Source organism: Tenacibaculum aestuarii (assembly GCF_964510395.1).
GTDB classification, from domain to species: domain Bacteria; phylum Bacteroidota; class Bacteroidia; order Flavobacteriales; family Flavobacteriaceae; genus Polaribacter; species Polaribacter aestuarii.
The window spans coordinates 1,363,108-1,385,949 of sequence record NZ_CAZEFY010000003.1 but is presented as its reverse complement, the minus strand read 5'-3'; the positions used below and the strand labels follow the sequence as shown (position 1 = coordinate 1,385,949).

At 32.9% G+C, this 22,842-nt stretch carries 26 protein-coding genes; 12 read left to right on the top strand and 14 right to left on the bottom strand.

Annotated elements, in window-relative coordinates:
• Window positions 1-88: 88 nt before the first annotated feature.
• The 4 genes from ACKTSU_RS12725 to ACKTSU_RS12710 form a co-directional block, all read right to left on the bottom strand.
• Complete coding sequence (locus tag ACKTSU_RS12725) at window positions 89-1,660, bottom strand: S41 family peptidase (RefSeq protein ID WP_408036800.1); 1,572 nt, start codon at window positions 1,658-1,660, stop codon at window positions 89-91.
• Entirely contained in the window at window positions 1,647-2,078 is a 432-nt protein-coding gene (locus tag ACKTSU_RS12720) for a deoxycytidylate deaminase (protein ID WP_120186167.1), read from the bottom strand. Before ACKTSU_RS12720 ends, ACKTSU_RS12725 begins: the two co-directional genes overlap by 14 nt.
• 66 nt (window positions 2,079-2,144) lie before the next feature.
• Window positions 2,145-2,726, bottom strand: a complete 582-nt coding sequence (locus ACKTSU_RS12715; protein ID WP_408036799.1) for a HupE/UreJ family protein — start codon at window positions 2,724-2,726, stop codon at window positions 2,145-2,147.
• A gap of 8 nt (window positions 2,727-2,734) precedes the next feature.
• Window positions 2,735-3,196: an Lrp/AsnC ligand binding domain-containing protein gene (locus tag ACKTSU_RS12710; RefSeq protein ID WP_120186168.1), complete on the bottom strand. Its 462-nt coding sequence runs from the start codon at window positions 3,194-3,196 to the stop codon at window positions 2,735-2,737.
• A 104-nt stretch (window positions 3,197-3,300) separates the two neighbouring features.
• Here ACKTSU_RS12710 and ACKTSU_RS12705 point away from each other — a divergent pair, with 104 nt between their 5' ends.
• Genes ACKTSU_RS12705 through ACKTSU_RS12690 form a run of 4 tightly spaced genes read left to right on the top strand, consistent with a single transcriptional unit; the run spans window position 3,301 to window position 5,839 of the window.
• A complete protein-coding gene (locus ACKTSU_RS12705; RefSeq protein ID WP_408036798.1) occupies window positions 3,301-3,861 on the top strand; it encodes a DUF2975 domain-containing protein in 561 nt (186 codons plus the stop codon).
• Window positions 3,862-3,863: 2 nt separating this feature from the next.
• Window positions 3,864-4,070, top strand: coding sequence for a helix-turn-helix domain-containing protein (locus ACKTSU_RS12700; RefSeq protein ID WP_408036797.1), 207 nt, complete (start codon window positions 3,864-3,866; stop codon window positions 4,068-4,070).
• Between the two features lie 28 nt (window positions 4,071-4,098).
• The gene (locus tag ACKTSU_RS12695; RefSeq protein ID WP_408036796.1) at window positions 4,099-5,355 is read left to right on the top strand and encodes a Y-family DNA polymerase; all 1,257 of its coding nucleotides are present in this window, start codon (window positions 4,099-4,101) and stop codon (window positions 5,353-5,355) included.
• A 25-nt stretch (window positions 5,356-5,380) separates the two neighbouring features.
• Window positions 5,381-5,839: a LexA family protein gene (locus ACKTSU_RS12690; RefSeq protein WP_408036795.1), complete on the top strand. Its 459-nt coding sequence runs from the start codon at window positions 5,381-5,383 to the stop codon at window positions 5,837-5,839.
• Window positions 5,840-5,980: 141 nt separating this feature from the next.
• Here the strand turns inward: ACKTSU_RS12690 and ACKTSU_RS12685 are convergent, their stop codons facing one another.
• Entirely contained in the window at window positions 5,981-6,391 is a 411-nt protein-coding gene (locus ACKTSU_RS12685; RefSeq protein WP_028892207.1) for a BrxA/BrxB family bacilliredoxin, read from the bottom strand.
• Between the two features lie 114 nt (window positions 6,392-6,505).
• Between ACKTSU_RS12685 and ACKTSU_RS12680 the strand changes: the two genes are divergently transcribed.
• The 6 genes from ACKTSU_RS12680 (at window position 6,506) to ACKTSU_RS12655 (ending at window position 13,258) form a co-directional block, all read left to right on the top strand.
• Window positions 6,506-7,264 (top strand): TerB family tellurite resistance protein, encoded by a 759-nt coding sequence (locus ACKTSU_RS12680; protein ID WP_408036794.1) that lies wholly within the window; start codon window positions 6,506-6,508, stop codon window positions 7,262-7,264.
• A gap of 123 nt (window positions 7,265-7,387) precedes the next feature.
• On the top strand, window positions 7,388-10,795 hold the full coding sequence (gene ileS, locus ACKTSU_RS12675) for an isoleucine--tRNA ligase (protein ID WP_408036793.1): 3,408 nt from the start codon (window positions 7,388-7,390) through the stop codon (window positions 10,793-10,795).
• A 4-nt stretch (window positions 10,796-10,799) separates the two neighbouring features.
• A complete protein-coding gene (locus ACKTSU_RS12670; RefSeq protein WP_028892210.1) occupies window positions 10,800-11,177 on the top strand; it encodes a TraR/DksA family transcriptional regulator in 378 nt (125 codons plus the stop codon).
• 46 nt (window positions 11,178-11,223) lie between these two features.
• On the top strand, window positions 11,224-11,871 hold the full coding sequence (locus tag ACKTSU_RS12665) for a hypothetical protein (RefSeq protein WP_408036792.1): 648 nt from the start codon (window positions 11,224-11,226) through the stop codon (window positions 11,869-11,871).
• 144 nt (window positions 11,872-12,015) lie between these two features.
• Entirely contained in the window at window positions 12,016-12,609 is a 594-nt protein-coding gene (locus ACKTSU_RS12660) for a lipoprotein signal peptidase (RefSeq protein WP_408036791.1), read from the top strand.
• Window positions 12,610-12,655: 46 nt separating this feature from the next.
• A complete protein-coding gene (locus ACKTSU_RS12655; protein WP_408036790.1) occupies window positions 12,656-13,258 on the top strand; it encodes a DUF4230 domain-containing protein in 603 nt (200 codons plus the stop codon).
• Here ACKTSU_RS12655 and ACKTSU_RS12650 read toward each other — a convergent pair.
• The 9 genes from ACKTSU_RS12650 to pdxA form a co-directional block, all read right to left on the bottom strand.
• Window positions 13,255-13,668: a DUF6691 family protein gene (locus ACKTSU_RS12650; RefSeq protein WP_408036789.1), complete on the bottom strand. Its 414-nt coding sequence runs from the start codon at window positions 13,666-13,668 to the stop codon at window positions 13,255-13,257. The genes ACKTSU_RS12655 and ACKTSU_RS12650 overlap by 4 nt on opposite strands.
• A 1-nt stretch (window position 13,669) precedes the next feature.
• Window positions 13,670-14,230 carry a YeeE/YedE family protein gene (locus tag ACKTSU_RS12645; RefSeq protein ID WP_408036788.1) on the bottom strand — a complete coding sequence of 187 codons (561 nt, stop codon included), beginning with the start codon at window positions 14,228-14,230 and terminating at the stop codon, window positions 13,670-13,672.
• Window positions 14,230-15,468, bottom strand: a complete 1,239-nt coding sequence (locus ACKTSU_RS12640; RefSeq protein WP_408036787.1) for a 3-deoxy-D-manno-octulosonic acid transferase — start codon at window positions 15,466-15,468, stop codon at window positions 14,230-14,232. Before ACKTSU_RS12640 ends, ACKTSU_RS12645 begins: the two co-directional genes overlap by 1 nt.
• A 69-nt stretch (window positions 15,469-15,537) precedes the next feature.
• The gene (gene accC / locus ACKTSU_RS12635; protein ID WP_408036786.1) at window positions 15,538-16,878 is read right to left on the bottom strand and encodes an acetyl-CoA carboxylase biotin carboxylase subunit; all 1,341 of its coding nucleotides are present in this window, start codon (window positions 16,876-16,878) and stop codon (window positions 15,538-15,540) included.
• An 89-nt stretch (window positions 16,879-16,967) separates the two neighbouring features.
• The gene (accB, locus tag ACKTSU_RS12630) at window positions 16,968-17,450 is read right to left on the bottom strand and encodes an acetyl-CoA carboxylase biotin carboxyl carrier protein (RefSeq protein ID WP_028892217.1); all 483 of its coding nucleotides are present in this window, start codon (window positions 17,448-17,450) and stop codon (window positions 16,968-16,970) included.
• A 24-nt stretch (window positions 17,451-17,474) separates the two neighbouring features.
• Window positions 17,475-18,470, bottom strand: a complete 996-nt coding sequence (locus tag ACKTSU_RS12625; protein ID WP_028892218.1) for a beta-ketoacyl-ACP synthase III — start codon at window positions 18,468-18,470, stop codon at window positions 17,475-17,477.
• Between the two features lie 150 nt (window positions 18,471-18,620).
• Window positions 18,621-18,815: a 50S ribosomal protein L32 gene (gene rpmF, locus ACKTSU_RS12620; RefSeq protein WP_028892219.1), complete on the bottom strand. Its 195-nt coding sequence runs from the start codon at window positions 18,813-18,815 to the stop codon at window positions 18,621-18,623.
• 8 nt (window positions 18,816-18,823) lie between these two features.
• Window positions 18,824-19,360, bottom strand: a complete 537-nt coding sequence (locus tag ACKTSU_RS12615; RefSeq protein ID WP_299001610.1) for a YceD family protein — start codon at window positions 19,358-19,360, stop codon at window positions 18,824-18,826.
• 74 nt (window positions 19,361-19,434) lie between these two features.
• Window positions 19,435-20,469 (bottom strand): 4-hydroxythreonine-4-phosphate dehydrogenase PdxA, encoded by a 1,035-nt coding sequence (gene pdxA / locus ACKTSU_RS12610; protein WP_408036785.1) that lies wholly within the window; start codon window positions 20,467-20,469, stop codon window positions 19,435-19,437.
• Window positions 20,470-20,532: 63 nt separating this feature from the next.
• Here pdxA and ACKTSU_RS12605 point away from each other — a divergent pair, with 63 nt between their 5' ends.
• Together ACKTSU_RS12605 and ACKTSU_RS12600 are read left to right on the top strand one after the other, a co-directional pair.
• Window positions 20,533-21,123 carry a riboflavin synthase gene (locus ACKTSU_RS12605; RefSeq protein WP_408036784.1) on the top strand — a complete coding sequence of 197 codons (591 nt, stop codon included), beginning with the start codon at window positions 20,533-20,535 and terminating at the stop codon, window positions 21,121-21,123.
• Between the two features lie 38 nt (window positions 21,124-21,161).
• Window positions 21,162-22,694: a patatin-like phospholipase family protein gene (locus tag ACKTSU_RS12600; protein WP_408036783.1), complete on the top strand. Its 1,533-nt coding sequence runs from the start codon at window positions 21,162-21,164 to the stop codon at window positions 22,692-22,694.
• Window positions 22,695-22,842: the final 148 nt, after the last annotated feature.

The following is a 22,842-nucleotide window of genomic DNA, read 5'->3' as shown; positions in this document are numbered from 1 at the left end:
ACCATGCAAGAAGTTCTCTATAATTAAACTAAAGAATTCAAAAGTTATAATTACAGATGCAATTGCTCCAATTATTTTTAGGGTCTTCTTATTCATCTTGCTTTTGTTCTAACTCAAACACTTTTTGCAGCATTTTATCATCTTGCTGATCTACTTTGTATAAACCTTCATCGCTAAACAATTCACGAGCAATTAGTACTCTTAAATTGCTACGAAGTTGATTTTTTGTTCTTTCAGAAAGTCTAAAATCTTTAATTTCTTCTAGAAACTTGTTAGAAATGCTATGGTCTTTATCAAAGTTTTTAATAAAATCATCTACCGTTATAGTTGCTAATTTTTTACGATTATCATCTACATACGAAAAAGCAAAGTCATTTAGGGGACGGAAGAAAATCGTAGGAATGTAAGAAGAGGTGTCTACCGCAACAAAGTAATCTGGGATAATTCCACCACCACCATACACTATTTTTCCTTTAGGTGTTGTGTATTTTAAACTATCTATTGTTTTGATACTATCTTTATTAAACAATTCACCATTTTCTATACGATGCTCAAAATCGTGACCGTATTCTTCAGAATCAGCTTCTGCTTTGTATGGTTTTTGAATAGAGCGACCTGTAGGAGTATAATAGCGAGCAGTAGTTAATCGCACTGCAGAACCATCACCCAAATCCATTTCTTGTTGTACTAACCCTTTACCAAAAGAACGGCGCCCGATAATAATTCCCTTGTCATTATCTTGTAATGCACCTGCTACAATTTCAGAAGCAGAAGCAGAGTTTTCGTCAATTAGAACATACAATCCACCATGTTCAAAATCACCTTTTTTAGTGGCAAAAGACTCAACAACATCTCCCTTATTGTTTTTAGTAAATACAATAAGTTTTTTATCTTCTAAAAATTCATCAACAATATCGTTGGCAATATCTATAAAGCCACCGCCGTTACCACGAAGGTCTAAAACTAAATCAGTCATTCCTTTCGTAAGTAATTTGTTTAAAGAAGTTTTAAATTCTACATAAGTGTTACGAGCAAAACGATCTAGTTTTATATAACCAACACTGTCATTTAGCATGTAAGCAACGTCAACACTTTTAATATTTACTTTACCACGATTAATGGTAACATCAAAAACACTGTCATTGGTTTTTCTATAAACTTGTAAATCAACTTTAGTATTTGGCTTCCCTTTTAGCGCTTTCATTATTTGGGAAGTTTGTAGGTTTTTTCCGTACAGTGTGTCTTTATTGGCAAGTAAAATTCTATCTCCAGCTTTAATTCCCGCTTCAATACTCGGTCCACCTTTAATAGGTTCTATAACGGTAATAGTATCACCAATCATACGAAACTGAACACCAATTCCTACAAAGTTACCCTGCATGTTTTCGGTAACTAATTGTAAGTTTTCCTTCGGAATATATACAGAGTGCGGATCTAACTTACCTAACATTTCAGCAATAGCACCATCTAATAGTTCATCAGTGTTAACGTTGTCAACATAATCACTTTGAATATAATCTATCAAACGTTTTATTTTACGTTCACTAGAAGTGCTTTTACTAATAAAATTGCTTGAGTTTCCACCGCTAAAAAAAGTTCCGATAAGAATACCGAAAACTACTGCGATAGAGAAATATATAGGTAAATTATTCTTGTTCATTTGGTAAATATGTCAATTCAACACCTGCTTTTTCTAAAAAATCTAATCCTGACCGATCTTTGTATGCTTGTGAATATACTACACGTTTTATCCCTGCTTGATGTATCAATTTACTACATTGTTGACAAGGTGATAAAGTTATGTATAAGGTAGCACCTTTACACGATTGTGTTGAAGATGCTACTTTTAAAATAGCATTGGCTTCGGCGTGTAATACGTACCATTTAGTGTAACCTTCTTCATCTTCACAAAAGTTTTCGAACCCAGAAGGAGTCCCGTTATAACCGTCAGAAATAATCATTCTATCTTTTACAATTAAAGCACCTACTTTTTTACGAATACAGTGTGAAAGTTGTCCCCATTCATTCGCCATTTTTAAATAGGCAATGTCATATTTTAATTGTTTTTTCTTCAAAATATTTCGTGTGATTTTTTCTTAGTTAAGCTAAGGTAATTAGATTTGAATTAGTTAGGCGTTAATTTTTTACCAAAAAACACGGTCGAACATCATTTGTAAAGCGAAACCGATAACGATAGACGACATGATTAAAATCCAATCACGACGATTTACACTAAAGATTGATTGTATTAACGCACCGATTAATAAAATACCTAAAACAATGATAATTTGTGCTACTTCTACACCTAAAGCAAACTCAACTAAAGGTAAAAATTTATCAGAAGTTTTACCAATCATAATTTTAAAATAGTTGGAAAAACCAAGTCCGTGAATTAATCCGAAGAAAAGTGCAAAAAATAAATTCTGGTTTTCTTTTCCTACCGATGCTTTTTTGGCGGTTAATACATTCATTAATCCCGTAATAAAAATAGTTAACGGAATTAAAAATTCGATTAAATCTGCTCGTACATTTAAAATTCCATACGCTGAAAGTGCTAGCGTTATTGAGTGCCCAATGGTAAATAAAGTAATTAGCCATAAAACTTTTGTCCACTGTTTAAATTGATACACAACAGCTAATACAATTAGGAATAAAATGTGGTCATAGGCTTTAAAATCAAGTACATGAAACAAGCCCATTTTAAAGTAGAAGATAAAATCGTTCATTCGGGGTTTTAAATTTTTATTTGTCGATCTATTTGTTGGTCTAAAGATATAAAAGTTTCGGTTCTTGAAACTCCTTTTATGGTTTGAATATCCTTATTTAACAGGTGCATTAAATCTTCATTGTTCTTACACAGTATTTTAATAAAAATAGCATAGTTGCCCGTGGTGTAATGACTTTCTACAATTTCAGGAATTTCTTTTAAACGTTTAATAGCTGAAGAGTATAAACTGGCAGAATCTAAAAATACTCCAACAAAAGCAGTGGTAGTATATCCTAACGCTTTAGGGTTTAATACCATTTTATAACCTTCAATTAAATCAGATTCGTCTAATTTACGCAACCGTTGATGAATGGCAGCGCCCGATATACCTACTTCGCGAGCAATACTTAAAATAGGAGTTCTTGCATCATTTACCAATCGTTTGATAATGATTTTATCTATTCCGTCAATTTTCAATTTTTTTGCCATGTAACAAAAATAGCAAAAGTTTAATTATCATAAAAAAATAAAAAATTATTGTTTTTCAATAATTTTTATATATTTGAACCATCATTAAAACAACAAAATTGAATATGAAATCAACATTAAACATTTTAAAAGTATTTTGTACACTATTGGTAATTAGTGTAGGTGTAAAACTTTTTGAAATATTTTATAAAATAGTTCATTATGCCGTTTATGGAGGAAGTAAAACGAAGATATTTAAATTGACAATTCCAGAAAACTGGAGCGATGAATATTATTATTTTTTGTCTCTGATAGCTTTAGTATTAATGGGGTATGTGATGTTTTTGCTTGTTGAGTTTAGAAAAGTGATTTTTAATTTTTCAAAAGATAGTGTTTTTACAAAGGAGAATAGCGACCGACTACGAAAAGTGGGGAAAGGGTTAATTATTTACGGAATTATAGTCTTGTGTTTTACAACAGTACTAGGTTTAATAATTGAAGGTGGTTCAACTTTAAGCTCAAGTTCAGACCCAGCTTATAGTAGTGGATATATATTTGGGTACACGGTAGGGGCTTCAATAAATAAAGTACTACCAATATTTGTTGTAGCATTATTTGTAAAATTTATTTCTTTTATTGTAGTGAAAGGAAATGTGTTACAAGAAGAAAATGACCTAACCATATAAGTATGTCAATTATTGTAAACTTAGATGTAATGCTTGCCAAACGTAAAATGAAAAGCAAAGAACTGGCAGAAATTGTTGGGATTACTACAGCAAACTTATCTATCCTAAAATCAGGAAAAGCCAAAGCTATTCGTTTTTCTACGTTAGAAGCTATTTGCAAAGCATTAGATTGTCAACCTGCAGATATTTTAGAGTTTGTAGAGGAGTAAAAACAGAAGATTCTGTACCTTTACAGTTATGTATGCGTTGGTAGATTGTAATAACTTTTATGCTTCTTGCGAGCGGGTTTTTAATCCGGATTTGCAAGGGAAGCCTGTGGCTATTTTAAGTAATAACGATGGGTGTGTTATTTCAATGAGTGACGAAGCAAAAGAACTTGAACTTCCGTTTGGAGCCCCAATTTTTAAGTGGGATCAGTTCTGTAAAAATAATAATATCTCAGTGTTGTCGTCAAATTATCCGTTGTATGGTGATATGAGCGCTAGAGTGATGAAAATTTTAGAACAATTTTCTCCAGATGTGGAAGTATACTCTATTGATGAAGCTTTTTTACAATTCAAAGGTTTTGATGAATATGATTTTAATTCTTATGGAACTGAAATAAGAAGCAGAATTTTGCAATGGACGGGTATTCCAACTTGTGTAGGAATTGCGCCAACAAAAGCGTTGAGTAAAGTTGCTAATAAAATTGCTCGAAAATTTTTGAAAGAAACAGGAGGAGTGTACGTGATTGATTCCGAAGAAAAAAGGATTAAAGCATTAAAATGGACTCCTATAGAAAGTGTTTGGGGAATTGGTAGAGGTATACAGAAGAGACTACTTGCTAAAGGGTGTAGAAAGGCGTACGATTTTACACAGTTAAATGATGATTGGGTATTGAAAAACCTTTCAATAACAGGTTGGAAGTTGAAAAAAGATTTAGAAGGAGAGTCTAAAATACAGTTAGATGAACCTACTAACAAAAAAGCAATAGCAACAACTAGAAGTTTTGAATACACGTTTTCTGACTTAGATAATATTAAAGAAAGAATCTCTACGTTTGCTGTAAGTTGTGCAGAAAAATTACGCAAGCAAAACTCTAGTTGTCATATGGTAGTTGTACTATTACGTAGTGATTATCATAAAAAAGATACAGAGCAACACCGGGCAAGTAAAACGGTTGTATTTCCGTACCCAACAAACTCTACATTAACTATAAGTAAAAGTGCGGTACAAGCGGTAACTACTATTTTTAAAGAAGGAATTAAATATAAAAGAGCAGGGGTAATTGTAACAGGATTGGTGCCCTCAGATAATTATCAATTAGATATGTTTGCAAAGGAAGATCCAAAGCATGCTTCTTTAATGAGTGCAATAGATAAAATTAATCAGACTTATAAAGCAGATAAGATTAAATTGGCTAATCAAGATTTGCAACGTACTTGGAAGATGCGTCAAGAGCGATTATCACCAAAATACACCACTAATATTAACGATATTATCAAGGTAAAGTAAGTTTAGACAAACAACAAATAATAAGATGTTACGAAAATTAAAACAAGTAAAAGCATCAGATTCATTAACCTTTTTTTTACCGAAAGAATTAAATGAAACCGAAGGAGCTATCTTTATGGATATAGGGATTTCTGCGGGATTTCCTTCTCCTGCAGATGATTTTAGAGAAACTCGTATTTCGTTAGATGAAGAGCTTATTAGAAATAAAGAAGCTACATTTTTTGCACGAGTAAGTGGTCAATCGATGATTGGTGCAGGTTTGGATGATAATGATTTGTTGGTGATTGATAGAAGTATTCCGCCAACCAATAATAAGATAGCGGTTTGTTTTTTAGATGGAGAGTTTACGGTAAAACGTTTGCGAGTTGAAGGAGGAGAAGTTTGGCTAAAACCTGAAAATCCAGATTATCCTATTATAAAAATCACGGAAGAAAATAATTTTATTATCTGGGGAATTGTCACCAATGTGATTAAAAAAGTGTAGATGAGAGTTAAGACCGCTTCGCTGAAAGACAAAAGAACCAAGACGATAGACGATAAGTGGAAAACTTCAAAAATAAAAAATCCAGCAATTTGCTGGATTTTTTGTCTTTGTTCTTTAGTCTAAAAGTCTTGCTTCTAAAAATTAACAAAACTCGTCGTAAGCAGCTGCTAAATTTTGAGCAATTGCTTCAGCAGAACGCCCTTCAATATGATGACGCTCTAACATGTGTACTAAATTTCCGTCTTTAAATAAGGCGATTGCAGGTGATGATGGAGGGAAAGGAATCATATATTCTCTTGCCTTCGCAGTAGATTCTTTTTCTACTCCTGCAAAAACAGTTGTTAAATGAGTAGGAGTTTTATCTGCTCCTAAAGAAGCAATAGCTCCTGGTCTTGCAGTACCTGCAGCACATCCACAAACTGAGTTTACCATTACTAACGTAGTTCCTTCTTTTGCTAAAGCATTGTCAACATCTTCAGCAGTATATAAAGCTTCAAAACCAGCGTTGATTAATTGGTCACGCATTGGTTTTACTAATTCTTCTGGATACATATTTTTGAATTAAATTTTAAAGCAAAGATACTGCTTTTCATGGCAACAATCAACTTCAAATAGCTATGGTTGTAGTTACTTAAAATTTTATCTTTGCACTTTTAAATTTTATAGATGGGAAAATTTGCAAAATGGCTTGGGGCTGGAGCAGGCTTTACGTTAGGAGGTCCTATTGGAGCTATTCTAGGATTTGTTGTGGGTAGTTTTATTGATGGAATTTCAGTAGAAGATTTTAAAGAAGAGCAACAAGAATATCAAAAAAGACAACATCAGGGAACAAGAGGAAGAGCTACCTCAGGAGATTTTGAAATTAGCTTGCTAATATTAGCATCGGTAGTTATCAAATCGGATGGTAGAATAGACCAACGCGAATTAGATTATGTTCGTGCGTATTTTGTAAAAATGTACGGTAAAGAACGAGCCAATCATGCATTTAAATTGTTTAACGGAATTATTAGAAAACAAATTTCTACACGTCAAGTTTGTTTACAAATTCGCCAGTACATGTCGCATGCTACGCGATTGCAGTTAGTCCATTTTTTATTCGGAATAGCGCAAGCTGATGGACAAGTAACGAGTAATGAGGAGCAAGAAATTAGAAAAATAGCAAGTTATTTATATATTAATGAATACGATTATTCATCAATAAAAGCAATGTTTTATGACGAGTCTGATAGCGCTTATAAAATGCTTGAAATAACAAAAGAAGCTACTAATGATGAGGTGAAAAAAGCGTATCGAAAAATGGCTAAAAAGCACCATCCAGATAAATTGCAAAACTTAGGAGAAGAGCATAAAAATGGAGCTAACGAAAAGTTTCAAAAAATTCAAGCAGCCTACGAACAGATTAAAAAGGAAAGAGGAATTAATTAGTTTGTTTCCTTAAAAATAGAATTCACAATAAAAACGCCTTTTTTAAGGCGTTTTTTTATATCTCAAACTCAACAATTACAAGAAAATACGTAATTTCGCACATTCAATTAATAAACCGACAAAATGAGTAAGAAGTTTACTGAATACAAAGGATTGGATTTGCCAAAAGTAGCAGAAGAAATATTAAACTATTGGGAAGAAAACAACATCTTTGAAAAAAGTATTACTACACGTGAAGGAAATGAACCATTTGTATTTTTTGAAGGACCACCTTCAGCAAACGGTTTACCAGGAATTCACCACGTAATGGCACGTGCCATTAAAGATATTTTTTGTCGTTATAAAACCCAAAAAGGATACCAAGTTAAGCGTAAAGCAGGTTGGGATACTCATGGATTACCTGTAGAATTGGGTGTTGAAAAAGAATTAGGAATCACCAAAGAAGACATTGGAACAAAAATTACCGTTGAAGAATACAATGAAGCGTGTAAAAAAGCGGTAATGCGTTATACTGATATTTGGAACGACCTAACCCAAAAAATGGGATATTGGGTAGATATGGAAGATCCATATATTACTTACAAACCAAAATATATGGAATCGGTTTGGTGGTTGTTAAAGCAAATCTATGATAAAGATTTGTTGTATAAAGGATACACTATTCAACCGTATTCACCAAAAGCTGGGACAGGTTTAAGTTCACACGAGTTAAACCAACCAGGAACGTATCAAGATGTTACGGATACAACTGTAGTAGCTCAGTTTAAAACAATCAAAGAAACGTTACCAGAGTTCTTACAAGTTGAAGGTGATGTTCACTTTTTAGCTTGGACAACTACACCATGGACACTTCCTTCAAACACAGCATTAACAGTTGGTCCAAAGATTGAGTATGTTTTAGTAAAAACATTCAATCAATACACATTTGAACCAATTCAAGTTGTGTTAGCGAAAAACTTGGTAGGTAAACAATTTGCTGGAAAGAAGTTTAATCAAGTTGAAGATGTAGTTGAATTAGCAAATTATACAGAGGGAGATAAGCAAATTCCTTACGCAGTTGTAGAAGAATTTATAGGAAAAGACTTAGTAGGTATTAAATACGAGCAATTATTACCATTTGCTTTACCATATCAAAATCCAGAAAATGCTTTTAGAGTAATTTCAGGAGATTTTGTTACAACTGAAGATGGTACAGGTATCGTACACACAGCACCTACGTTTGGTGCTGATGATGCGTTGGTTGCAAAACAAGCAACTCCAGAAGTGCCACCAATGTTAGTGTTAGATGAAAATGAGAATCCAGTTCCGTTAGTAGATTTACAAGGGAAATTCCGTCCAGAAATGGGAGAATTTGCTGGTAAATATGTGAAGAGTGAGTACTATACTGATGGTGAAGCACCTGAAAAATCGGTGGATGTAGAGCTTGCGATTCAATTAAAAGAAGAAAACAAAGCCTTTAAGGTTGAAAAATATGTGCACAGTTATCCGAACTGTTGGCGTACCGATAAACCAATTTTATACTATCCGTTAGATTCTTGGTTTATCAAGGTAACCGATGTAAAGGATAGAATGTTCGATTTAAACGAAACAATTAACTGGAAACCAAAATCGACAGGAGAAGGACGTTTTGGAAACTGGTTAAAAAATGCCAATGACTGGAATTTATCACGTTCTCGTTTTTGGGGGATCCCGTTACCTATTTGGCGAACTGAAGACGGAACAGAGCAAATCTGTATTGGTTCTGTAGAAGAATTGAAATCAGAAATCGCAAAAGCTGTGGATGCAGGTGTAATGACTGAAGATATTTTTGCTGATTTTGAAGTAGGAAATATGTCTGAAGAGAACTATGATAAAATTGATTTACACAAAAATGTAGTTGATAAAATTACCCTAGTTTCTACATCAGGAAAACCAATGAAGCGCGAAAGTGATTTAATCGATGTTTGGTTCGATTCTGGTTCTATGCCGTATGCTCAGTGGCACTATCCGTTTGAAAATAAAGAATTAATAGATACTAAAGAAAGTTACCCAGCGAACTTTATTGCAGAAGGAGTAGATCAAACTCGTGGATGGTTCTATACCTTACATGCAATCGGAACAATGGTATTTGATTCTGTAGCCTATAAAAATGTTGTATCTAACGGATTGGTGTTAGACAAAAATGGACAAAAAATGTCAAAACGTTTAGGAAATGCGGTAGATCCGTTTACTACATTGTCAGAATTTGGTCCAGATGCTACGCGTTGGTATATGATATCAAATGCGAATCCTTGGGATAACTTAAAATTCGATATTGCAGGAATAGAAGAAGTAAAACGTAAATTCTTCGGGACTTTATATAATACCTATTCATTCTTCTCATTATATGCGAACATTGATAACTTCACGTATAGTGAAGATGAAATAGCTATTAATGAACGACCAGAGATTGATCGTTGGATTTTATCTGAATTAAATACATTAGTTCAAAAAGTAGATAAATTCTATGCAGATTATGAGCCAACCAAAGCAACCAGAGCAACTTCTGATTTTGTACAAGATCATTTAAGTAACTGGTATGTGCGTTTGTGTAGAAGACGTTTTTGGAAAGGAGAATATGCACAAGATAAAATTTCAGCATACCAAACATTGTATACATGTATGTTAACGGTGGCTAAATTAGGATCTCCAGTAGCACCTTTCTTTATGGATCGTTTATATAAAGATTTAGTAAACGCTACAGGTGTAGAGGATTTTGAAAGTGTACACATTGCAGAATTCCCTCAGTATAATGCTGATTTAGTAGATAAATCATTAGAGCGTAAAATGGAAAATGCACAAACGATTTCATCATTAGTTTTATCTCTTAGAGCTAAAGAAAAAATCAAAGTACGTCAACCATTACAAAAAATAATGATTCCAGTATTAGATGCAGTTCAGAAGGAAGAAATTTTAGCAGTTGCAGACTTAATCAAGTCAGAAGTAAACGTTAAAGAGATTGAGTTATTAGATGATGCTTCAGGAATTTTGGTAAAACAAATCAAACCAAACTTCAAGGCTTTAGGTCCGAAATTTGGTAAAGATATGAAGCTGATAGCGAATCAAATACAAGAATTTACACAAGAAGACATCTTCAAAATAGAAAAAGAAGGAGAAATTTCTGTGGAAGTTAATAATAAAATGATTACTTTAGGAACCGCTGATGTAGAGATTTCATCAAAAGATATCGAAGGTTGGTTGGTAGCTAATGCAGAAGGGTTAACCGTTGCTTTAGATGTTACGATAAACGACGAATTACGCAAAGAAGGTGTGGCAAGAGAATTAATTAACAGAATTCAAAACGCACGAAAAGATACAGGTTTAGAAGTAACCGATAAAATAAAATTAACCATTTTACAAGCTGATGATTTAAGAGAATCGGTATTGGCAAATGAAAACTACATTAAAGCAGAAACATTAACAAACGAATTAGTTTTTGTTGATGATTTAAAAAATGGTACAGAAATTGAGTTTGATACCATTAAAAGTAGAATGTTAATTGAAAAAATATAGCATTATGGATGATGTTAAAATAAGATATTCAGACAGTGATTTACAAGAATTTAAAGAAATCATCTTAAAGAAAATTGAAAAAGCAGAAGAAGATTTAAAATTATTACAAGCTTCTTACAAAAACGGATCTGATAACGGTACCGATGATACTTCTCCGCAATTTAAGTCGTTTGAAGAAGGATCGGATACGATGGCTAAAGAAGCAAACATGCAATTAGCTATTCGTCAAGAGAAATTTATTAGAGATTTAAAGAACGCCTTAGTTCGTATCGAAAATAAAACTTACGGCATTTGTAGAGTTACTGGTAAGTTAATTCAAAAAGAACGTTTAAAATTAGTGCCTCATGCTACGTTAAGTATTGAAGCAAAACGCAAACAATAAAAAGTAAAAAAACTTAGATAAAGCCTCTTTATGAGGCTTTTTTTGTATGAAAAAATATGTGTTCTTATTATTCCTAGCTAGTAGTCAACTTTTTTTTAGCCAAGAAAAAGTAGTGCAGAAAAGAAGCATGCTAATGCATGAACTTGAAGTGCTTACTTACGGATTAGATGATATTGTAGTGGAGAATTCTGAAAATAATCAGTTAGAGGTAACTCTGTTTGATGAAAATCCGCATACACATAATATTCTTTTTAATGAGGAAGAAGGAGTCTTAAAAGTAAGTTTTGAACTGAATATTTACCCACTTCAAGATGAAGTTTTTAGAAAGTATATTACTAGAAGACTTGAAAGAGCTAGAGCACTAATAAAAGTTCCAAAAAATAAGCGTATTACAATTCACGGTAAAACTATCGGAGTTACTTCAAAAAGCTATGAAGGAGATTTAGATGTGTACATTGAAAGAGGAAATATAAAATTGAATACTATTTTAGGCAACACCAAAGCGCATCTTTTTCAAGGAAATGTATTTGCTGATGTATTTAAAACGGATTTAGATCTAACTACAACTAAAGGAGTAATTCTAGTTAATGATGAAAAGGAAGTTGTTCCATTTCAAATGCAGTATCCATCTTCTTCAAGAACATTTACCGTAAATTCTATTCATGCTAACATTACTGTGAAAAGAATGGATTAAGCTAAGTTTGATTGAGAAAAACTACCTCTTTCAAACTATATAAAGACGAATATTACGAAAAGTATAGAGGGCTTTTTTTCTGTAATATAACTGTAAAAAATATAAGAATAGTTTTCTTATTTTTGTTTCCATTAATTTGAGATAATGTCTAAAAAATACATCGCAATACTTACCGTAGTTTTGGCAATTTTAATTGACCAAATAAGTAAAATATATATCAAAACCCATTTTCAATTAGGAGAAGAAATCATTGTTTTTAACGATTGGTTTAGAATTCATTTTACCGAAAATAATGGTATGGCTTGGGGATTTGAATTCGGTGGTAAAGCAGGAAAATTATTTTTAACATTATTTAGAGTAGTTGCCGTCACAGGTATTGTTTATTGGTTGTGGCAATCTATCAAGAAAAAAGCGCATACAGCTGTTATTATTGCAATAGCGCTAATTTTAGCAGGAGCAGTAGGTAATATTATCGATTCTGTTTTTTATGGGGTAATTTTCGATTCGTCATACCACAACGTCGCTACGCTTTTTTCTGACAATCCTTACGGAGAATTATTTCATGGTAAAGTAGTAGACATGCTATATTTCCCTATTTATGAAGGAGAAAGTTTTACCTTTTTCAATGCTATTTTTAACGGAGCAGATTCTTGGATAACTATCGGAGTTGCATTATTGTTTATATTCAATAAACAAGCATTTCCAAAGGAGGAAGAAGAAACAAAGAAGGTTTCATAAACCTCACTTTCATTTACTTTTTTTATATTTATAGAAAAAGAAAACTATGCGTTTACTAAAATACCTCGCTGTTTTTGTACTAGGATTTTTAATTGCAAAATTTTGGTATGAAAAGAAGGAGGAAAAGTATGAACAAGAAGAAATTCAAGTTGTTTTAAATGGAATTCAGAACCTGAGTAAGTTGGTGGTTTCAGAAGGAAGTTTTTCTGAAATGTATAGCTTTACAGATGCCAAAAAATACTTTTACGGATACCTTACGTTTGAAAAAAAAGCAATGCTTTCTGTGAATGCAAAAGTTGAGGTAGGTTATGACTTATCAAAATTAGAAATTCAGATAGATAGCGTAGGGAAACAAATCATTATCAATAAAATTCCTGAAGAAGAAATTCTTATTTCTCCTGATATTAAATACTTCGATTTACAGCAGAGCCAGTTCAATACCTTTTCTAAACAAGAATTGAATAAGCTTAATGCTAAAGCCATTGAAAAGATTCAATCGACAATCACAGTATCTCGACTACAGAAAGACGCTAAAACACGGTTATTTGAAGAATTGTCAAAGATTTACCAACTTTCTAAAATCTACAACTGGAAAGTGGTAGATAATACCAACTCAGAGATGTTTGAATCGTTACTGCTAAAAGATTAATTTGGCAACTTCTTGCTTAGTAATCCGTAGATAAAAGCCCCTAAGAGCGCTCCTAAGAGTACAATAGTCATTGGGAGTATTCCTTGTCCGATTAAAACAAAAATGGGAGCAGGACATGCACCTGCTAACGCCCAACCTAATCCGAAGATTGTACCGCCAACTAAAGTTCTAATAAAACCTTTTTTCTTTTCTTTAATATTGATTTGGTTACCTAAGTAATCTTTAATCTTTCCACTTTTAAAGAAATACATAAAGACTGCAGAAATAGCTACGGCAGAACCAATAATTCCGTACATGTGAAATGATTGAAATTTAAACATTTCATAAATTCGATACCAAGAAACAGCTTCTGATTTTGATAAAATAATTCCGAAAACTATACCAATAATTAAAAATTTCAAATTCTTCATCTTAACCAAATATTAAAGGGAAAAGTACCCAGATCATAATTAAACCACCTATAAAAAAACCAATTACTGCAATCAAAGAAGGTAACTGAAAACTACTCAATCCTGTAATGGCGTGTCCTGAAGTACAGCCATCAGCATAGCGAGTTCCAAAACCAATTAAAACTCCTGCAACTAATAAAATTGCAAAACCTTTTAAGGTTAACATGTTTTCTATACTATAAATTTCATTTGGCACATACGTTTTTCCTGCATCAGCAAAACCTAATTCAGCTAATTCGTTAACGGTGGTAGAATTTAAATCAACTCCAGGGGTGGCAGATAAAAAGTTAATAGCTATATATCCTCCAATTAATAAACCAACTAAAAAGACAATAGCCCAATTGCGTTCTTTCCAGTCTTTTTTAAAATAATCAGATACTTTGCCAGCACCTGCCATAGTACACATGGTTTCTAAGTTGGTAGATACGCCAAAGTTTTTTCCGAAGTAAAAAAACAAGAAAAGTACGATAGCTATAAGTGGCCCAGATACATACCAAGGCCAAGGTTGTAAGATAAAATCCATTATAATATGTTTTTTAAATAAGTGATAATGGTTTTAGTAGCTCCCACATTATTTTTGATGTAATTGTGGTTAACACTCCCCATTTGCTCTCTTAGTTTTTTGCCTGATTTTAATGAAGCAAAATTACTAGAAAATTCGTTAGTATTTACAACGATTTTAGCACCGCCAATTTGAAGTAAATCAACAGCTTCTTGAAATTTACTGTATTTGTTACCCCCAAAAACAACAGGAATGCCATATGTAGCAGGTTCTAAAATATTGTGTAAACCTGTTGCTAAACCGCCTCCTACATAGGCAACATCAGCGTATGAATATATTTTGGTAAGTAAGCCAATAGTATCAATGATAAAAACTTGATGTTTTGATAGGTTTTTGTTTTCTTTTTCAGAGTAAAGAATAGTTTTTTTGTTGATAGAATCTTGTAACTCTTTAATTTGTTTTCTGTGAATGTTATGTGGGGCAATGATAAATTTTTCATCATCGGAAGCATGATTGTTTATATAATCAATAATAAGCTCTTCATCTTCTTTCCATGTGCTTCCAGTAACAACAGTATATTGATTGTTTTTAAAATCAGAAATAAAATCTAAAGAGTTGTCTTGTTGTAAAATATCGTATACACGATCAAATCGTGTATCACCTGCAATCGTTACGTTATTAAAATCGATAGAGTTTAATAGTTTTTTTGACGTTTCGTTTTGGACAAAAAAGTGATTAAAAGCAGTTAGTTTTTCACGCATAAAACCTCCATGCCATTTAAAAAAGGATTGTTTTTTTCTAAAAATTCCCGAAATTAAAATCGTAGGAATCTGATGTCTTTTTAACTCAGATAATAAATTGGGCCAAAACTCATATTTAATCATAATAGCCAAGTTAGGATGCACCAGTTTGATGAATTTTTTAACGTTCGATTTAGTGTCTAAAGGTAAATAGCAAATGACATCTGCTAATGGATAATTTTTTCTTATCTCATATCCCGAAGGAGAAAAAAAAGTAACCACAATTTTATAATCTGAATAGTGTTGTTTTAACTCTTCAATAATAGGTCTACCTTGTTCAAACTCACCTAAAGAAGCGGCATGAAACCAAATTACTTTATCGGTTTTGGAAATACTGTTGAGTTTAGAAAAAGTTTCTTTTCTCCCTTCATAAAACAGCTTTATTTTTTTATTGAATAAAGCTAGACTTGGAAGTAAGATAGATACTATAGAAAGAAGTAAATTGTATAAAAAATTCATTATGCGAATTTATGAAATAAAAAAATCAGTGAAGTTACTCACTGATTTTTTTATTTATGTTGAAATATGTTATGATTCCATTTCAAAATCTTCCATGAACTTAGTGGTATAATTACCTGCTACGTAATCTGGATGATCCATTAATTGTCTGTGGAAAGGAATAGTTGTTTTTACACCTTCAATAACATACTCATCTAATGCACGTTTCATTTTGTTGATTGCTTCTTCACGAGTTTGTGCAGTAACAATTAACTTAGAAATCATTGAATCGTAGTTTGGTGGAATCATATACCCTGCATATACGTGAGTATCGATACGAACACCATGACCACCTGGAGCATGATAAGAAGTTATTTTTCCTGGAGCAGGTCTAAAACCGTTATAAGGATCTTCTGCATTAATTCTACATTCAATAGAGTGTAATTGTGGCTTGTAGTTTTTACCAGAAATTGGCACACCAGCCGCAACTAAAATTTGTTCACGAATTAAATCGTAGTCTACAACTTCTTCAGTAATTGGATGCTCTACCTGAATACGAGTATTCATCTCCATAAAGTAGAAGTTACGGTGTTTGTCTACTAAGAACTCAACCGTTCCAGCACCTTCATACTTAATGTATTCAGCAGCTTTAACAGCAGCAGCTCCCATAGCATCACGTAATTCTTCTGTCATGAATGGAGAAGGAGTTTCCTCAGTTAATTTTTGGTGACGACGTTGAACCGAACAATCTCTTTCAGATAAGTGACAAGCTTTACCATAAGCATCACCTACTACTTGAATTTCAATATGGCGAGGCTCTTCAATTAACTTCTCCATATACATATCGTCATTCCCAAAAGCAGCTTTTGATTCTTGTCTTGCAGAATCCCAAGCATCTCTTAAATCTTCAGCTTTCCAAACAGCACGCATTCCTTTTCCACCACCACCAGCAGAAGCTTTTAACATTACAGGATATCCTGTTTCTTTAGCGATTTCTTCACACTCTTCAAAAGTGGTGATAACACCATCACTACCCGGTACACAAGGTACACCTGCAGCTTTCATGGTAGCTTTAGCATTCGCTTTATCTCCCATACGGTCAATCATTTCAGGAGAAGCTCCGATGAACTTAATATCGTGCTCTTCACATAATCTTGAAAATTTAGCATTTTCAGCTAAGAAACCGTATCCTGGGTGGATTCCGTCTGCGTTTGTAATTTCAGCAGCAGCAATGATACGATCCATTTTTAGGTATGATTCGCTACTTGGAGCAGGTCCAATACAAACCGCTTCGTCAGCAAATCGTACGTGTAAACTTTCAGCATCTGCTTTAGAATAAACAGCCACTGTTTTAATACCCATCTCTTTACAGGTTCTAATTACACGTAGCGCGATTTCGCCTCTATTGGCAATTAATATCTTTTTAAACATATCTTTTAGTTTATGAGTTTATTGGGTTTAGGTGTTTAAGAGTTTAGTTATGTACTAAACTTCTAAACTTAAAACTTCTAAACCAAAAATTATGATGGGTCTACTAAGAATAACGGTTGATCAAATTCTACTGGAGAAGAGTCATCCACTAATACTTTAACGATTTTACCAGATACTTCTGATTCGATTTCGTTAAATAATTTCATTGCTTCAATAATACAAACAGTGTCACCAACTTTTACTTCAGTTCCTACTTCAGCAAAATTAGGTTTATCTGGAGAAGGCTTTCTGTAGAAAGTACCAATGATAGGTGATTTTATAGTTACATATTTTGAGTCGTCTTCAGTGTTAGCAGGAGCAGCTGCAGCTGGTGCTGCTGGTTGAGCAACAGGAGCTTGAGCCATCATTTGAGGAGCTTGAGCCATAGGAGCAGCAGCTTGAATAATAGTAGTTTCAGCAGCTTCGCCTCCAGTTTTAATGGTGATTTTAATATCTTCCATTTCTAGTTTTACTTCACTTGCACCTGACTTTGCTACAAATTTTATAAGACTTTGAATTTCTTTAATGTCCATTTTCCTAAATTTTAGTTGTTTAGTTTATGAGTTATATGCCCATTTTAAGTAGATAGCTCCCCAAGTGAAACCACCACCAAATGCAGCAAAAATTAAATTATCTCCTTTTTTCAACTCTTTTTCATAGTCGGCAAGTAATAACGGTAAAGTAGCAGAAGTAGTATTTCCGTACTTGTGAATATTCATCATTACTTTGTCATCTTCTAAGCCAACTCTGTTAGCAGTAGCTTCGATGATTCTTTTATTAGCTTGATGTGGAACTAACCACTGAATATCTTCTTTTGTTAAGTTGTTTCTGGTTAACATTTTTTCAGAAACATCTGCCATGTTTGACACAGCAAACTTAAATACTGTTCTACCTTCTTGATGAACAAAGTGTTGTTTATTTTTTATGGTTTCTTCTGACGGAGGTAAGATTGATCCACCTGCATCAATTTTTAAGAATTCACGACCAATACCGTCACTTCTTAAGTATTCGTCTTGTAATCCTAAACCATCATTATTTGGTTCAAATAAAACAGCACCTGCACCGTCACCAAAAATGATACAAGTAGCTCTATCAGTATAATCAATAATTGATGACATTTTATCAGCACCAATTAATAATACCTTTTTATAACGACCACTTTCAATATACCTAGCAGCAGTAGACATACCATATAAGAAACTAGAACAAGCAGCTTGTAAATCGTATGAAAAAGCATTAACCGCTCCAATTTTAGAGGCAGTATATGCCGCTGTAGAAGCTACTGGCATATCTGGTGTAGCGGTTGCTACGATTACCATGTCTATTTCTTCAGGGTTTGTGTTTGATTTTTGTAGTAAATCTTCGGCTGCTTTAATAGCCATGTAAGAAGTTCCAAGACCTTCTCCTTTTAAGATTCTTCGTTCTTTGATTCCTGTTCTGCTGGTAATCCATTCATCGTTGGTATCTACCATTGTTTCTAGCTCTTTGTTAGTTAGAGCGTACTCGGGAATATATTTTCCTACCGCCGATATAGCTGCAGTTATTTTAGTCATAGTTGTTTGTTTTGTAGTAAAACGAGTTTTCAAAGTAATGAAAATTATTTCACTTTTTTGTAGAAAAAAACATCAAAAAATACACTTTTTGACGTAAAAACATAAAAAAACCCTCAAAATAGAGGGTTTTTTAATTTTTTAAACTAGTTCTTAAGCCTCAGCAGTAGCGCTTTCTAATACTACTTGACCTCTGTAATAAAGTTTTCCTTCATGCCAGTGAGCTCTGTGGTATAAATGAGCTTCTCCAGTTGTAGGATCAACAGCTATTTGAGGAACAGAAGCTTTATAGTGAGTTCTTCTTTTGTCTCTTCTAGTTTTAGATATTTTTCTCTTTGGATGTGCCATTTTATGTCTTATTTATCTGTTAGTAAATCCTTTAATTTATCCCATCTAGGGTCTGTTGAGTCTTCTTCAACAGTTTTCTCTTCGTTTATTCTTAATTCTTCTAATTTCTTTAAAGCATCTGACTGCATTGAACCATCAGTTACACTTGGGTGTACTCTTTTGGTTGGAACGGATAACACAATTAATTCATATAGATATTGTGCAACGTTAATTTGATATGCTTCGTGTGGAAGTATCAAAATTTCATCGTGTTCGTCATTAAATTCAGGTCCAAATTTAACAACTAAGTCTAAACTACCATCAATAGGTAGGTCAAACAATTCATTAGTGACATCACAAGGAACATTAACGGTTCCGTTTATGGTAAAATTAAGCTCAAATAAAGTGCTCTTTTTTACAAAAGTAATATCAGCTTTAATGTTTACGTCATTAAATTCATCAAACTGAAAAGCTTCAAAGAACGTTTTGTCAATTTGATATTCAAATAAATGACTTCCTTCTTTTAAACCTACAAAAGGTATGTTGAATTGTTTTAAGTCTTTCATCTACAACTATCAATTTGAGCGTGCAAAGATATAAAAAATGTTTTTACTTTTATATTTTGTGTAAAAAAAATGCACTATTTTACGTTTAAAGCATTTTTAGTAAGTTCTTGATACTCTTTTCGGTTCTTAAATATTTGTAATGAGGTAAATAAAGCTTCTTCAAACGACGTTTCATTTGCTCTATTTTTACCTGCAATATCAAATCCCGTTCCGTGATCTGGAGAGGTTCTTATTTTAGCTAATCCTGCGGTGAAATTTACACCATTTCCAAACGATAAAGCTTTGAAAGGAGCTAACCCTTGATCATGATACATGGCTAAAACACCATCAAACTGTTCGTAAGTTTTAGAGCCAAAGAAACCATCAGCCGCATAAGGGCCAAAAACTAATTTACCCGATTCTTTAATTTCGGCAATCGTTGGACGAATAATTTCATCGTCTTCAGTACCTATAATTCCATTATCTCCACAATGTGGATTCAGCCCTAAAATGGCAATTTTAGGTTTGTTGATGTTGAAATCTTGCTTTAATGAATTATACATGATGTCAACCTTCGACTTGATAAGCTCTGGAGTAATGGTCTCGGCAACTTTTGAAACAGGAATATGTCCTGTTATTAAACCAATACGTAATTCATCCGTCATTAAAATCATCAAGCTTTTTCCGTCTATGTTCTCTTCCAAGTATTCTGTATGACCTGGGAAGTTAAATTCTTCTGATTGTATATTCTCTTTACTAATAGGAGCGGTAAGTAAAACATCAACCTGATTCTTTTTTAAAGCAGCTACTGCTCCTTGCAAAGATTTTAAAGCATATTTGCCACCTTCTTCAGTAATTTTGCCTAAATCAATTTTAGCCTCCTCTTTCCAAACATTCAATAAATTGATTTTTCCGTGAACTAATTTATCTATCGAAGTAATTCCGTGGACACTATTATTGAGATTCAACGCTTTTTTGTGGTATGAAATCAGTTTGTTTGAAGCAAACAACACAGGGGTACAGAAATCTAACATTCGTTTGTCTTCAAAAGTTTTTAAAATAATTTCGATACCAATTCCGTTGATGTCTCCAACTGAAATTCCAACAATAATTTTGTTTGCTTTATCCATAGTTTACTTTCGTAGGTAAAGTTGTATTTTTGATGCTAACAAAAGTAACTAAATTTTTATAGAATGTTTACCGGAATAATAGAAACTCTTGGAACGGTTAAAGGAATAGAGCGTGAAAAAGAAAATTTACACCTTACAATTCAAAGTACAATTACCAACGAGTTAAAAATAGATCAAAGTGTAGCACATAATGGTGTTTGTTTAACAGTAGTGGCAATTGATAATGATGAGTATACAGTAACAGCAATAAAAGAAACTTTAGATAAAACCAATATTGGCGATTTACAAGTAGGCGAAGAGGTAAACCTTGAAAGAGCTATGAAGTTAGGTGCTCGTTTGGATGGTCATATTGTACAAGGACATGTAGATGGAACTGGGGTTTGTAAAAATATTGAAGATGCTGAAGGGAGTACGGTTTTTACTTTTTCATATAACTTTGATGGAAGTAATGTAACGATTGAAAAAGGCTCTATTACCATTAACGGAGTGAGTTTAACGGTTGTAAACTCTAAAAAAGATGAATTTAGTGTGGCAATTATTCCTTATACCTTTGAGCATACTACGTTTAAAAACTTTACAATTGATAGCAAAGTAAACTTAGAGTTTGATGTTATAGGAAAGTATGTTGCTAGGCTTTATGAGTTAAGATCGTAGAGTTAACATTAAAAGAATCAAATAAATTGCGTTGAAATATGGAGTTATTTAAATCTATAGTCTTGTGTTTTTCAGGGGGCGGATATAGGGCTGCTTGTTTTTCTTTAGGAACATTGTCATTGTTGGAAAAAGTTGGATTACTAGAAAATATAAAAGCTATTTCTACTGTATCTGGAGGAACAATTACAGGGGTTAAATATTCACAATCACAATTAGAAGGAAAAGGTTTTCAAATATTTTTTGAAGAGTATTACGAATGGTTGAATAAGGATGAGTTAGCAGGAAATGCTCTTGATCATTTAAGATCCCCTTTAGTATGGAATCGATTAGAAAATAAGCACAAGAGAAAAAATCCGATTAATGCCTTTGCTATTGAGTATAATAAATTTACAAATCATAGAACTTTAGGAGAGGTTCAAGATGCGATTAGTGAAGAAAAGACGCATTTAAAAAGAGTAATTTTTAACGCTACAGACTTTGATAGCACACACCAATTTAGATTTCAGAATATAAAAGGAAATAGAAAAAGGTTTGGGAATGGAAAAGTACATAAGAAGTATAAAGATGTTATTGACGACATTAAACTAGGAGATGTGATTGCAGCATCAACTGCTTTTCCAGGTGGTTTTGAGCCTATGGGATTTCCGTATGATTTTAGTCCAAAACATGATGATTTAGAAGAAATAGGTTTGATGGATGGAGGAATCGTAGATAACCAAGGGGCTTCTGTATTTGTGTCTGAAGCGTATAATAAGAATGGAGAAAACGCCGAAGAACACGATATGTATTTTTTGTGTGATGTTTCTTCACCTTACCCAGGCGAAGGGTTTAAGTTTGCGTCTGATTCAAGGTTTAATAAATACGTTTCTTACATATCAAGTGCTTTTACGTTGCTATTTATATTACTAACCACAGTGTTTTTCGGAATGCAAAAGTGGTGGGTGTTGTATACAATTAGTGTAGTTATACTAGCGTTTTTAGTTTGTATTCATTTTTTGTTTTTTTCGTTATCTAGATTAATGCAAAAGGAAACAGGTATAGATCAAAAACTATATTTACCACCAAGAAGAGTAGGATTTTATATATTAAACAGAGCAAAATCTTTGATGCGAATGGCGAGTGTAGTGTTTCTTAAAAACGATAGAAGGCAACACGCGAATGCTATTTATAGTACGTTTCCGAATAAGACCGTTACTTCCACTGTATATGAATTACGATGCGAAGATATTTTAGGAAACCAAAAGAACAGACCAGAAAACAAAAAGAATTGGAAAGAAATAGCTGAATTCACAGGAGAAATAAGTCCTGAGATTATTGAAAACTCTAGAAAGAGTACTTCTTTTGGAACAACATTGTGGTTCACTAAAAAAGATAAAGCAGAAAACATGTTAGATAATGTAATTGCTTGCGGAGAATATACTGCATGTTATAATTTACTATCTCATATGATTGTCCAATATGGAAATCAAGTAAAAGAAATACCTCTTTTTAATGAGCTAATGTTTTTATGGAAAGAATTTCAGGAAAATCCTAAGTTTTTAATTGAACAACGTAAACAAAAAACCTTATAGATTTCTATAAGGTTTTTTTGTTTTCATGATAAATATCATGGTAATCAATAAGTTATATTCGTATCTTTGAAAGAGTGTATAAAACTATGAGTTATGGATATATCGGTTTTTTTACTAAAATTTTGGGGCTGGTATTGTATTATTTTCT